The 13,840-nt window shown below is 44.9% G+C and carries 12 protein-coding genes; 7 read left to right on the top strand and 5 right to left on the bottom strand.

Going from position 1 to position 13,840, the window contains the following annotated elements; genetic code table 11:
• Positions 1-221: 221 nt before the first annotated feature.
• The 4 genes from ytxJ to CEF13_RS02050 all read left to right on the top strand — a co-directional run bounded on the left by ytxJ (position 222) and on the right by CEF13_RS02050 (position 6,256).
• On the top strand, positions 222-560 hold the full coding sequence (gene ytxJ / locus CEF13_RS02065; protein WP_102709192.1) for a bacillithiol system redox-active protein YtxJ: 339 nt from the start codon (positions 222-224) through the stop codon (positions 558-560).
• Between the two features lie 329 nt (positions 561-889).
• The gene (locus CEF13_RS02060; protein WP_102709191.1) at positions 890-3,520 is read left to right on the top strand and encodes an S-layer homology domain-containing protein; all 2,631 of its coding nucleotides are present in this window, start codon (positions 890-892) and stop codon (positions 3,518-3,520) included.
• A 258-nt stretch (positions 3,521-3,778) separates the two neighbouring features.
• On the top strand, positions 3,779-5,023 hold the full coding sequence (locus tag CEF13_RS02055; protein WP_102709190.1) for an S-layer homology domain-containing protein: 1,245 nt from the start codon (positions 3,779-3,781) through the stop codon (positions 5,021-5,023).
• 120 nt (positions 5,024-5,143) lie between these two features.
• On the top strand, positions 5,144-6,256 hold the full coding sequence (locus CEF13_RS02050) for a stalk domain-containing protein (protein ID WP_166742873.1): 1,113 nt from the start codon (positions 5,144-5,146) through the stop codon (positions 6,254-6,256).
• Between the two features lie 91 nt (positions 6,257-6,347).
• Here CEF13_RS02050 and CEF13_RS02045 read toward each other — a convergent pair whose 3' ends face one another.
• From CEF13_RS02045 to CEF13_RS02030, 5 genes are all read right to left on the bottom strand, one after another.
• The gene (locus tag CEF13_RS02045; RefSeq protein WP_243864690.1) at positions 6,348-7,352 is read right to left on the bottom strand and encodes a glycosyltransferase family 2 protein; all 1,005 of its coding nucleotides are present in this window, start codon (positions 7,350-7,352) and stop codon (positions 6,348-6,350) included.
• 148 nt (positions 7,353-7,500) lie between these two features.
• On the bottom strand, positions 7,501-7,665 hold the full coding sequence (locus tag CEF13_RS28650) for a hypothetical protein (protein WP_166742874.1): 165 nt from the start codon (positions 7,663-7,665) through the stop codon (positions 7,501-7,503).
• 134 nt (positions 7,666-7,799) lie between these two features.
• Positions 7,800-9,182 (bottom strand): amino acid permease, encoded by a 1,383-nt coding sequence (locus CEF13_RS02040; RefSeq protein WP_102716156.1) that lies wholly within the window; start codon positions 9,180-9,182, stop codon positions 7,800-7,802.
• A 72-nt stretch (positions 9,183-9,254) separates the two neighbouring features.
• A complete protein-coding gene (locus CEF13_RS02035) occupies positions 9,255-9,464 on the bottom strand; it encodes a hypothetical protein (protein ID WP_102709187.1) in 210 nt (69 codons plus the stop codon).
• Positions 9,465-9,499: 35 nt separating this feature from the next.
• A complete protein-coding gene (locus tag CEF13_RS02030) occupies positions 9,500-10,339 on the bottom strand; it encodes a YheC/YheD family protein (RefSeq protein WP_102709186.1) in 840 nt (279 codons plus the stop codon).
• 156 nt (positions 10,340-10,495) lie between these two features.
• Between CEF13_RS02030 and CEF13_RS02025 the strand changes: the two genes are divergently transcribed.
• Genes CEF13_RS02025 through CEF13_RS02015 form a run of 3 tightly spaced genes read left to right on the top strand, consistent with a single transcriptional unit; the run spans position 10,496 to position 13,732 of the window.
• Positions 10,496-11,755 (top strand): phenylacetate--CoA ligase family protein, encoded by a 1,260-nt coding sequence (locus CEF13_RS02025; protein ID WP_102709185.1) that lies wholly within the window; start codon positions 10,496-10,498, stop codon positions 11,753-11,755.
• A gap of 10 nt (positions 11,756-11,765) precedes the next feature.
• Entirely contained in the window at positions 11,766-12,743 is a 978-nt protein-coding gene (gene sbnA, locus CEF13_RS02020; protein ID WP_208414614.1) for a 2,3-diaminopropionate biosynthesis protein SbnA, read from the top strand.
• Positions 12,743-13,732: a 2,3-diaminopropionate biosynthesis protein SbnB gene (locus tag CEF13_RS02015; RefSeq protein ID WP_208414616.1), complete on the top strand. Its 990-nt coding sequence runs from the start codon at positions 12,743-12,745 to the stop codon at positions 13,730-13,732. Before sbnA ends, CEF13_RS02015 begins: the two co-directional genes overlap by 1 nt.
• The last annotated feature ends 108 nt before the right edge of the window (positions 13,733-13,840 follow it).

The following is a 13,840-nucleotide window of genomic DNA, read 5'->3' as shown; positions in this document are numbered from 1 at the left end:
TCATTTCCGTTAGGCCCTCTTACATCGTATAATCTCATGAATAACGGATTCAGTGTCCGTAAGCAATTGTTTAAGAGCAACCTGCAATCTACAATAAAGCCGTCATTCTTGCTATAGACCTGCTTTTATCCAAGGTGATTTACTTCTTCAAAAGAGTTATAATACTTGTACTACGAATTCATCATCATCTGCGCAGCAGAACAAAGGAGTGTTTCCAAACGATGACCTATAAAGAAATCACATCTATCGAAGAATGGAATAACGCCTACGAAGGCTCAGCTACCCGTCCGCTTATTGTATTTAAGCACAGCACGACCTGCCCTGTGAGCGCGAATGCCTACCAAGAATTTAATCAATACCTGGATGGCAAACCAAGAGAAGACGTTGACTATGTACTCGTTAAAGTAATCGAGTCTCGTCCCGTTTCGAATCAAATCGCCGAAGACACATCCGTGAAGCATGAATCGCCGCAGATCATTTATTTGGAAAAGAAAGAAAAAGTATGGACCGCTTCTCATTGGTCGATCACAAAAGCACATATTACAGCTGTCCTCGACTAATATAACAGCAACAGGATTACTCCAAAAAGCCTAGTTCCTCGCAAATATGCGAAGCACTAGGCTTTTTTTGCAGTTGCAAGCAAAATGCCCTCAATTTGATAGGTCTTGAACACTATATTTCTCCTGCTTCTATTGAAAACTTTCCCACAATTCTACCAAACGATTCTCAAATACCCAATATTTCGGGTATAATAGATCAGAACAAATTTCGACATATTTTCTCAGAAAAATCGCTTAATTTACATATTTAGTTTTATAGTGTGGAAACAGCAGGTTTAATCGTCGAAATTTGTATCTTAAAAAACTGGACTTCCAGGGAGGCAGATGAATTGTTTTTATTTAAAAGCATGAAAAAAACAGTAAGCTTAATGATTGTGCTTGCTATGTCATTATCACTATTCAGTACCGTATGGGCAGCTGAATCGGTTGATGATTTGCAAGGCCATTGGGCGGAAGCAAATCTTCGCAAATGGGCAGAGGCCGATTTATTAAAGGGCTATGATAACGGATCCTACCAGCCCAATCGCCCAGTTACCCGCGCAGAAATGATTACTTTAATCAATCGTTCATTCCAATTAACAGACAAAGGAAGTATTTCTTTCTCTGATCTAGCAAATACCAATTGGGCGTACAGCGAAATCGCGATTGCGGTGAAGGCTGGCTACGTTAAAGGCTATGATAACGGTACAATCGGTTGGAATAAGCAAGTAACACGTGAGGAAGCAGCTAGTATGATAGCAAGCTTGCTCAAGCTTAATTCCAGCAACACTGAAACTATTAATTCGTTTAAGGATATTACGGCATTTGCAGCTTGGAGCAAGCCAGCAGTTGCTGCGCTTGTAGAGGCCGGTGTGATGAACGGCTATCCGAATGAAAAGTTCGCTCCAAAAGGAAACCTCACAAGAGCGGAAGCGATAACGGCTCTAGAGAAGGCTATCGGTTATGCCAAACCAACTACTACATACAGCGTTGCAGGTGTATATGGTCCAGAAACGGGATCAGAAACCATTAAAGGAAACGTGGTTGTAGCCGCTTCAGGCGTTACACTGCGGAACTTGATCATCGAAGGTGATCTGACGCTGACAGCAGCTGTTGGTGAAGGTGACGCTTATTTCAAAAAGGTAACAGTAAAAGGTTCGACGACTATTCAAGGCGGCGGTCCTAACTCCGTACACTTTGAAGATTCTGTTCTAGTTCGCATTTCAGTAGATAAAAGAGACGGTACGGTGCGTGTTGTCGTCGTAGGCGAATCTTCCATTCAATATGTTGTTGTAAACTCGCCCGTAAAGCTTGAGGAATCCAATGTTACCGGAAGCGGATTCCAGAATGTAGAGCTATCCAAGGCTCTTCCAACAGGCTCTGAGGTTCAATTGGTCGGACAATTTGAAACCGTCCAAGTGTTAGCTTCAGACATTAAAGTAAGCGTGCCTAGCGGCAAAATTAATCAATTAAATGTTGAGCAGTCAGCATCTAACACAAAAATCAATCTAAGCAAAGAAGCTACTATTATGAAGCTAGTACTTGATGCAGTAGCTAGCTTGCTGGGTCAAGGAACAGTAGAAGCAGCAACAATCAACAAAGCAGCAGCAGGCTCTAGCTTCGAGACGAAGCCTAACAAAGCAGACGGAGAATCGGCCAATACAGCTGTAACTACACCGCCTTCTTCTGGCGGTTCGTCCAATAGCGGCGGCAATGGGAATGGAAGCGGTAATGGTGGCGGTGAACAGCCAGGTGAAGAACCAGGCGAAGAAGAACCCGAGACTACTTGTACAGAAGGCGTTTGGTGCAAGGATGCGACGCTATCCGGCATTACAGTGGGCGAGCTAACCCTCAACCAGCTCGATGCAAATTACTACACTACGGGTCAAACGGGCTTCAAGTCGGATGTTCTAGGCTATAGTATTGTTACGGATCGCACAATGAGTAAGACAACCGTTCCAGTAACTGTTACGGCCTCCGTGTATTCGAATGTAGGCATTTGGGTTGAACCCTCATCTGGCGACAATTCCAATTATTACACACTTTCGGATGGCTCTAAGCAGTTTGATCTAGAAATCAACCCCTTGGAAGATATTAGAATATGGATTTATGTAACAAGTGGCGATGGCATATTCCATAAATACTACCAAATTCAAATTCTTTACCCAAGAACGATACAAGAAGCTTTCAAAATTCACAGCGACACTTACTACAACATTAATAAAGACGGTGTAACCGTTCCAGAACGCAACTATATCCTTCAAAGCGGAGCGCTGCTGGGCGAGCGTCTAACAAGCGAACATAAATATAAAATATTCCAGTCCAAAGATGATCCCAATCCGATCTTCTCTTGTGAAAATAATAGCTGCTGGATACCAACAGCTTATGTTCCTAAAGGCAAAGGAGAATGGTATCTAAAAGTTTACAAAGCCGACACCTTAATTACGGAAGGCGTTTATCAATACGATCTTACTACTGTGCCTAGATCAACTTCTGATTTCGGCTTAGAGACTAAACCATTCACAAAACAACAGCTAGTGGATGCATTTGTAAATGATCCCACATCCACGCCTTATAGCTTTGCTTACAATACAACCTTTAATAAGCAGAAGCTGCTTCAGGTTCATCCTGATGCTAAATTTATTTCAATCGGTTTTGAAGTGATCAATGAAGCTTATGGCAAATATCCGGCAGATTTGAGCAAAGATTATTTCAAAGTAACCATTTCTCCAGAAGGCTATCCTGGGTACGCCATGTCCAGCGCTCGAAAAATGTATTTCGATGAGATGGACAATTTTATCGCAGGAACTCATTATCATACGACCAACAACGAATTTATTAAGGACATGTTCATTATAGTCGTTTTCTACAATGATAAATACGAACTGATCGGTTACTATGTAACTCCATTAACGTTCGACCAAGATCATGTTGGAGATGGACATACAGCAGTCAACACTTGGGTACCACAAGTCAAATAATCATCACAGCGCAAAGAAGGGCTGTCCTGCGAGTAGATAATCTGCTTGCGGGGCAGTTTTTTTGTTCTATACATAGAACAAAATCATAGAACAGTTTACATCACCCCTAGAAAAACCCCCTCTTCTGATCGAAAAACGTCAGCAAAACGGGATCCATTCAACGCTACACGTCTTTAGACCTATTCTCAATAACGAATAAATGTGGTTATCTAGATATTGTCGGAATATATCGTTTTTTCAAATTTAGGGGGATATTTCATGAAGCGTTTCACTCTAATTACAACTATATTCATTATTTTTTGTATGGCCTCTATTAGCTCGATCTCATTCGAAAAAGCTGCAGCAGCCTCAGCCGCCGCATTCAAAGATATTAAAGGCCATTGGGCTGAGAAGACGATTACGGATATGGTAAAGCAGGGAATTTTGGACGGTTATCCGGACGGGACATTTAAACCTCAAGAGCCTGTGAAGGTAGATCAATTTATCAAAATGCTCGTTCTCTCTTATACAGATCTGCATCAAAATGGCTCGCGCAGCTGGAACACCATCTTCCTTCAGTCGCTGAGCGTCGAGAACCAAGCGATTCTGAAGCAGGATTACCGTTACTTCGATTTCAAACCTAGCCCCGTCGGTTATTGGGCGAAGCAATATATCGATGTTGCTAGCGATCTCCATTTCCTGAATAAGAGCCGTTACAGCGACTTCCAAGCGAACATGACACGCGAGAACGTGGCCGAAATTATTTATTACACGCTGCAGGAAACCGAATATTTGGAGGACGGCTTGTTTGGTCAGAAAATGGCCCAAGCATACGGCGACCTGATGGGCGCCTCCGAGCGCGAACAAAAATTTATAGCCGAATCTCTCGTGAAAGGGATCATGCAAGGCTATCCAAACGGCTTCTTCGGCGTTGGAGATACCGTTACACGGGCGGAAGCACTCGTTATTCTTAACCGTCTAACTATCAAATCGAAACGGCTTGCCGTAACCGTCTCGCCAGAGAAGCTGGAGCGGATCGTTCCTACAATCGGCGGCGGCAAAAAAATTATTGTATTCCCGGATAAACGGATGTGGGATGCATATGATTCACTGATCCAAGCCGGAGAGCTGCGCGGTTCCAATCATGATTTGTACGAAACAACACTTCGACTGTTCAAGGATCAAGCCGAGAAGGACAGCATACTGAACCGAACATCCGGTACTGCCGCTGTTAATGAAGAAGCAGCCGTATGGCTCGACCCGCAGTATAATACATACGGGATAACGATGAGACTCAGAGAAGGAACGCTTGCCCGCAACAAAGAAGTAGTCGAGCAATTTGCCAATCAATTATTTGGTTATAACGCTTCCGCATTTAAAGAACTGTTTAACGACATCTGCAAACGTGTCGAAGCCGGCACCAAAGTAGCCTCCAAGCAGCAATTGATCGGGACAGACAATGTCAACGTTCAAATTGACGCTTCTGACAAAACCGTCATATTCTCGATTGCGACAAAAAAATAAAATGGTTAAAGAGGCTGTTCTGAGGTTAATAATCAGAAACAGCCTCTTTTCCTCTGTAACTTTACTGGTATGCGAAGCGTCTGTTTGTTCGTCACCCATCAGAGAGGAGGTTTCATAACTATGAAACCACACAAACACAAAAGCAATAAGGCAAAACACAAAATTTCCACCGTTCTAGCAGCAGCACTTCTTCTCGGGTCCGCTTCCACAATAGCCTGGACTCCAGGAGTTAACACAGTCGCAGCAGCAGCGCAGACACTGCAAGTTGTCTCTCAGCCCTTCGTCATCGATGGCATCAAATCAACTGTGCCAACCGCAAATGTGGATGGAAATACTTATATTAGCATCCGAGCGCTGAATGACAAGCTCGGGTTAGCCACCTCCTTTGACTCGAACACAAAAGCTGTTACGATTCAAGGACGCGACCGCGTATTTACTGCAAATTCGAAGGATGGCAGCTATGAGCTTAACGGACAGCTCATCTATGGAAACCCGGCGATTTTGCAGAATGGTTCGGCATACATGCCCTTGCGTTTTATCCTGGAACGGATGGGATACGGCATCACCTATGATGCTGCATCACGCAGCGTTGGTATCCAAACCCTTACAGAAAACAAGCTCGCCATTGAGACAAAAACGATTAGCAACCATACGGCTGGCCAATCGCTTCTCATTCAATATCCCGTCATTACCGGATATGAGAATCCGGAAACGGAGTATAAAATGAACACCTACCTGAAGAAAGAAGCAGAAGCCTATGCCGCCTCTGGTCAACATGCCATTGCCGAGGCATCTGCCTCCAATGACGAGCTCGGAGCTGCAGATAAGGACACAACAATACCAGACGCAACTTATCAGAGCTATTATACGGTAACTTATAATGAACAGAATCAATTAAGCCTCTATATCGATTATTATCTCTACACCGGCGGTGCTCATGGCATGACCGAGCGCGTACCTTATACTTTCGATCTTAGTTCCGGTGACGTAGTGACGTTAAAAGAAGCTGCAAACAGCAATCCAAATTACGTAGCAATCATAAACGCCGCGATACGCAACCAGATTAAAACCAGAAATTTGAATTTGCTCTCTCCATTTGAGGGGATTGCAGGTGATCGTCCTTTCTACCTTAAGCATGACGCAGTAATTATAGCCTTCGGCCAGTACGAATATACACCCTATGCAGAAGGCATTCCTGAATTCGCCATTACATTTGAAGCTTTTAAGAAGTAAGTTATAGTCGTGAGTTATGGATTTAGTGGGGGATTGAAACACCGGGCGAGTTAAATCGTTCTTTGGAGTAAATCCCCTGCCGCTCACCGAATTAATTGGCAACGGATTGATGAAACTCTCTTTTAAGCAAGGGCATTAACTTATATCTAAGCGCTAAATAATAAATGTATTCCTTCACATTGCCGCACTTGTATGAGAATCCAATTTCATTAAAGCTATCGGTGAACATTTCATAGTTTAATATTCTGGCTAGTCCCGTCATCTTATCTGTCTCAGGACTGCTTATTAAATTTCTGACCAGCATTCTATATATTGAAGTTATATAATAATAGGCCATATCACCTCGATATGAGTTGTTATCCATTAATCCGAATTTTTCGGATAGTTGTTTTCTGATCCCGTATTGCAATATTAAGCTGCTTTCCAGATTAGGCTTATATAATGTTTTCATGATACTGTTTGGATTATTTACAGTGTAATAATACAAGGCGTCCGGAATACAATACATTCTTTCTGCTTCCAAGAAATACTCTAAGTTGAATATGGTATCTTCGCCTACGAATAAATTTTCGTTGAAACGAATATTATTTTTTTTAATCATATCTAGTCGGAATAAAATTCTCCATGTAAAACAAAGATCATTTCTAGAGTGCACATGGGTAGAACTTAGCACAAATTCTTTGCCGTTTCGTATTTGATGAAGTTTAAAACCAGGAACAACCTGTTTGTCTGTTGCAACTTCTCGATAGCCGCAGACTACTGCATCACAATTGTTGTTTTTGGCTGTAAAATATAATCGCTGCAAGTAATTGTCGGATATCTGATCATCCGAATCAATAAAAACGATGTATTCTCCTGTTGCTGCATCAATTCCAGCGTTCCTTGCGCTGCTTATTCCCCCGTTTTGTTTATGAAAGACTTTTATTCTTGAATCTTGGTTACAGTATTCATCCGCAATCTCACCGCACTTATCTGGAGATCCATCATTTACAAGCAATATCTCGAAATTTTGAAAAGTTTGTTTTAGAATACTAGCAATACACGAATGTAAATATTTTTCTGCTTTGTACATGGGAACTACTACGCTTATGCTCAAAATGATTTCCCCCATATGACCCACAAAATGCTTTCGAGTTTATTGTACCAAAATATTCTTAATAAAGAACGAAAATATAAAAATATGTATATAAAAGGTCTTATCGACTGCTATAGCAGCTGACAAGACCTTTTTCTCTATACTATACCTAAATCATTCTCCAAGATAGCTGAACCAGCTTCTGATTATGATAGTGAAATTTCTTTTTCAGCTTCCTACGCATGCCTTCATCTATACAGCTCTCATACATGACAATGTTGTAACTAGACCAGAACGTATGCCAACAATATTTGGCGCTCTCAATGATTTTCATTTACATAACCTCCAATGGAAAACAAGGATGTCTGACTTTGAAATCTGTTTATTATAAATGAGATATTGTTGCGTGTATATAAACCATTAGATGCATTCATTAAACAAATGCCTTGAAAACATATGCCTAAAGAACTAATCCTCTGACTCTAATTTGCACTCAGACAACGTTAGCAGCTTCGTACGGTGCTTCCACTTATGACCGAGGTAAATAGACAGGAATAAAGGTATACCTATATAGGATGCAACAATATAAGGCCAGTCGATGCGGCCGTCCTTCAGCGCACCCACAAACTGTCCGCCAATGACAATGATACATAGCAGCATCGCGAGGATCGGGCCGAGCGGAAACCATTTCGCGCGGTAAGATAATTCATCTAATCTATGGCCTTGGTAAATAAATGCTTTGCGAAAGCGGTAATGACTGATAGCAATCCCAAGCCAGACGATGAAGCCTGACATCCCCGACGCATTAAGCAGCCACAAATAAACAACGCCGTCACCGAAAAAGGATGCGAGAAAGGCCAGCATGCCTAGCGCCGCTGTCGCAAGCAATGAGGTTACCGGCACACCGTGCTTATTGAGCCTAGCAAGAAAACGAGGAGCCTTCCCCTCCTTCGCCAGCACCCAGAGCATGCGGGTTGACGCATACATTCCTGAATTGCCTGCCGATAGAACCGAAGTCAGAATGACCGCATTCATAATTGAAGCGGCAACCGCCAGACCTGCTTTTTCGAAAATAATAGTAAAAGGACTTGTAGAAATATCACTGCTCGCCATCTGTGGGTTCGTATGCGGAATAAGCAAGCCGATCAACAATATGGCTAAAATGTAAAACAAAAGAATACGCCAAAATATCGAGCGTATCGCTCGTGGTATATTTTCGCGCGGATTCTCACTCTCGCCCGCCGTTACTCCGATGAGCTCCGTCCCTTGGAAGGAGAAGCCTGCTGCCATAAATACGCCAAGCGTAGCCAGAAAGCCTGCTGGAAACGGATTGCTCGTCAGGTTGTGGAAGCCAACAGCTTCCCCGTTCCAGATGCCAATTACCATCAGAAGACCGATGACGATGAATATGACAACCGTTACAATTTTGATCATGGCAAACCAATACTCCGACTCTCCATAGCTCTTCACGGACAAAAAGTTGAGCCCCAACATCAATAATAGAAACAAACCGCTCCATAGTATCGAAGGACTATCTGGAAACCAAAACTTCATAATCAAAGTGGCTGCCGACAGCTCAGCTGCTATCGTAATTGCCCAGTTGTACCAGTAGTTCCACCCTAGGGCGAAGCCGAAGGATGGATCAACAAAGCGGGTGGCGTAGGTGCTGAACGTTCCAGAGACCGGCATATGAGTTGCCATCTCACCCAAACTTGTCATCAGGAAATAAACCATAACCCCAATTAACGCATATGCGAGCAATGCTCCTCCGGGACCCGCCGAATGAATAGCACCGCCGCTGGCAAGAAACAGTCCTGTCCCGATTGAACCCCCCAGCGAAATCATCGTCATATGGCGAGCCTTCAACCCTCTATGCAGCGTTTTCGAATCTATTTGTTGCTTACTCAAACGTAACACTCCATTCTATATCGCAGCATTTCCCCTGATCATATACAAAGGCCACAAGTTAAGTTTGTTGGTTTTTGCGTATTTTATCCATTCTTGCAGATAAGAAAACATGTATTTTATATTTTTTATGTATGTATAGGCCCGTGTTTCAAAAAAAGCGGCGGATGGGGGCATGTGTTGCTGCCTGCTTAAACGGGCAGAGGCGGCTAAAATGGATTTATCCATTATAGCCGCCTCCGATACCCGCTTCCTTCCCTAGCTTATAATCCTCTCTTGGCCTTCTTGCAGACGAGACGATACGTTTTACCGTAAGCCTTGCCATAACGTATAATTTTGCGGAGCATGGATTGATCTGGGAGCAGGGCAAATGGACATGGATCGGGTATGGTATTCACCTCTAGTATCCACGGCTTCAAGCTGCTGTCGATCGCAAGGTCTACGCCAATTTCCTTAATAACCGGATAGGCACGATGCAGACGCTTTGCCGTATGCACACCGAGACGATCCATTTCACCGAGCATCTGCTTTCGTTTCGCTGCGGTTGTATAATGCTTCAGCAAATACGCGGTCGGATAGATCGTCCCGCCCTGGCTGCCATTGGTTACAATTTTGCGTGGATGAGCCGCTCTGCCCACCGTCCCAGTCGCTTCCCATCCCCCGTGAGGCGATCTTTGGACGACAAGGCGTATATCAAAAGGCCGTCTATTATGTTTAAGCAGACGAATGCCTTTTTGCACAATATAAACCTCCCCTTTCGTATCCTTCACGATTGATCGATAGGCTGATTCATAGGTTGTGAAGCTGAGCCTTTTCTCGTTAAGCTGGTAAACATACGCTTGCTTATTGACTCCTCCGCGCTTGTATGAAATTTTCTCCACCTTCATAACACCGCGTCCTTGTGCTCCATTAATCGGCTTAACGTAAACCATTTTGTACATTTCCAACATTTTCTCGAGACTTCGCTTCGTCATAACCCGAGTTACAGGCAAATGCCTCCGCAGCAGATGATCCCCCTCCAAAACCTTCGTTTTGGTCCACTTATCCCACGCCCTGCGGCCGCGGTCGCTGCGGCCAGCGCTATTCACTCTTGTTGTTCTCATTCCAGCCCTCCGCTCTCATTCTTGCTTCTATTATTATATTAACCTTGTGCAAAAATGGATGTAGGCCGCTGTCCTCCTAAGCTGAACCATCAAGCTGGACTGACATATGTTTATATAACGATCCATTCAAAACACTGAGTAGGGGGCCGATTCCGCATGACGTCATTAAGTTTGTGGCAGCAGCAAGTGAATCATATTTGTCGATTTCACCCCTGGTACAGCTCCTTGCTCAAGCAGCATGGCATTCATGATCAAGCAGCCGAGCTGTCAGAGCTATCAGAGCTGCCGCTTATGACGGCGGAAGTGCTGGAGAAATATTATTTCACTCAGGAAGAGAGAACAGAACCCGGTTTATCCATATATAAGACATCCGGTACCTCATCAGGCATTCGCAAAGCGATTTATTACTCCACGGAGGATGATGAGCGATATATGGCCTGCAAAGCCGCATGCTTTCGAAATTGGCTTGAGGGAGGGTTGCGTAAAACAGGTGCAAATCATGAAATCGGATATCCGATTCATAAAGCGTTAGCTGATATGGGTACAGGACATGCAGCCAGCACAGCATTAACTATTTTTGAGAAGCTTGGCTTGGAGGCTGACTCGTTATCCTTCGCTCTGCCCATTGAAGAGCATGTCGCCAGACTATCCACATTTCGTCCAGAGCTTCTATATACGATGCCATCCATATTGGATGCCATCGCTGCCGCTGTACCTGATCCATCGCAATTTGGCATACGCAAAATAATTGTTGTCGGCGAGATAGCTCCCCTTCACTGGCAGGTGAATATGGCCAAAAGATTCGGAATTGGCGCAGAGGATATTTTGGACACCTACGGATCAATTGAGATCGGCGCGATTGCTTCCTACTCCCACAAGCTAGGCTTGTATGTGATCGACGAGAGCATATATGCCGAAGCCATCCATGCGGAGCAGCTCGATTCCACGCAAGGTCCGCTGCAGGAGAATGAAGCTGTCCTTGTTCTCACCTCATTTGTACGCACATTATTCCCCGCGGTCCGGTACGTTACCTATGATGTCGTACGTGATTTTCAAACGATTGAAATCGATGGCCGTTCAAGGCAATGCTTCAGCTGCATTTCGAAGCGGATCGGCACCGACCTGAAGCATGGAGAGAAGATCAGCTTGTACGATATTGAAGATGTCGTGCATCAATTCGTCCATGACGCGGAGCTTCGCGTCCTGCTGCGGGATAACAAATTATCCATTCGTATTCACAGCAGATCTCTTGATGAGACAATGCTTGTTCATATCCAGCATGCGCTGGAGCATAAGATAGAAGAAATTGGACAAATGATCCAAAATCGAATATTGACTGGCATTGAGGTGACGCGCATGAAGGAAAACGAACCATTCCAGCGCGGGGCGGTGAAATCCAAAAAAATTTATTTATGAGAGGTGCTCAATGCCTGTGGAGAAAAACTGGTTGTCTGTTATTGGGAATACGCCGCTTGTACAGCTATCGAGACTGTTCGCTAATGATCGCGGCATTCAAGTGTACGCTAAGCTCGAATTACTCAACCCTAACGGCAGCGCCAAGGACAGATCCGCCGCTCGTATCATTAGCGAGGCTTGGGATAGCGGCCTAATCGGGCCCGGCTCGGTCATTATCGAATCAAGCTCAGGCAATATGGCCATAAGCCTAGCTGCGATCTGCTCTTATCTCGGCATGCGGTTTATTAGCATTATTGATCCGAAGACGGCTCAACAGAACGTTCAAATCATTCAAGCATATGGAGCTGCGATCGAACTTGTGGAAGAGGAGGACCCAGAGACCGGCGAGTTTTTGCCAGCAAGACTGAAGCGAGTGCAGCAGCTGCTGGAGCGCATCCCCAATAGCTTCTGGCCCAATCAATATGCCAATGAGAACAATTACTTATCCCATTACGAGGGAACGATGCACGAAATCGTCGAGGAGCTTGGCCATGTTGATTATGTGGTTGGCGGTGTCAGTACGTGCGGCACCATGCTTGGCTGCGCCAACTATGCGCGCGATCATGGGCTCCATACCAAAATCGTAGCCGTTGATGCAGAGGGCAGCGTTATTTTCGGAGGACCTAAAGGCAGTCGCCTATTCCCTGGTCTTGGAACTGGCATCATCCCTCCATTCGGTCAAACCAAATTTATGGACTATGCAATTAATGTGTCAGATCAGGATATGGTAGCTGGCTGCCGCCTGCTCGTGGCTAAGGAATCGATTCTGGCAGGCCCCTCATCCGGCGCCGTTATAACAGCTTTACAGTCGATTATGCATAAGCTGCCGATTGGCTCTACCTGCGCTGTCATTCTGCATGATCGCGGTGAGCGTTACATGGATACCGTGTATTGTGATGAATGGGTGGAGAAGCAGTTCGGTCATGACTATTTTAAAACGAAAGGATAATGTCCGTGCTATACCTCGGCGATGAACATATACGCAGGATCGGGCTGCACTGGAAAGAGCTTGTAGACAGTATGGAGACTGCCGTGCGAGTCATTGATTCTGGCGACTATGCGCAGCCGTTAAAGCCCTATTTGCGTTACAAAAACCCGCTCAATCGGATTATCGCTATGCCTGCCTATGTCGGAGGCGGTGTGCAAATGGCCGGGATCAAATGGATCGCCAGCTTTCCGGGCAATCTCGAGCTAGGCCTTCCCAGGGCGCACAGCGTGACGCTGCTAAATAATGCCGATACCGGCATCCCTTATGCGATGTTAAATACGCCGCTCCCTAGCACTGCCCGAACAGCAGCCGTCAGCGGCTTGGTCATTCGACATTATCTCAGGCTCCTTGAGACACCTAGACATTTAAAGCTAGGCATCATCGGGTTCGGACCTGTTGGGCGGCTTCATTACGACATGTGCGCCAGACTGTTCGGTGATCAGCTCGAGCAGATTTATGTGTACGATATTCGCGGTGCAGCGCTGGACAGCTCAGACCTTGTCGATGTGGATGAGACCATAAGAAGCCGCACGCGCTTGGCAGGAAGCTGGCAGGAGCTTTACGATGCATGCAACCTCATTATTACATGTACAGTGAGCAATCAGCGTTATATCAACACCCCTCCGCATGCCGGCAGTCTGCTGCTTGATATATCTTTAAGAGATTATGCCGCCACTGCTATCAGCGCCGTTCGCAACATCATTGTAGATGATTGGGAAGAGGTGTGCCGCGAGAATACAGACATCGAGCTGCTTCATCTGGAATACGGCTTACAGAAGCAAGACACCCTTTCATTAACTGATGTCGTCTGCCGCGATGCGTTTAAGTCTATCGGGACTGATGAGTCTGTACTATTCTGCCCTATGGGTATGGCGGTGTTCGACCTGTCGGTCGCTCATTATTTCGTACAGAGAGCGGAAGCGCTCGGGATTGGCATTAACGTGAAGTGAAAAGGAAATCAGAAAATTACATGCTCACTCCTGATGAAGCATTCCTATAAGCAAAAAAAGACGTACCAATCGATTGCTCGATTGCACGTCTTTTTGGTTGGCGTCCGA

It is taken from the genome of Paenibacillus castaneae (assembly GCF_002884445.1).
In the GTDB taxonomy this organism is placed as follows: domain Bacteria; phylum Bacillota; class Bacilli; order Paenibacillales; family Paenibacillaceae; genus Pristimantibacillus; species Pristimantibacillus castaneae.
Note: the sequence above shows the minus strand (reverse complement) of the source record. Positions and strands in the feature narration are given on the sequence as shown.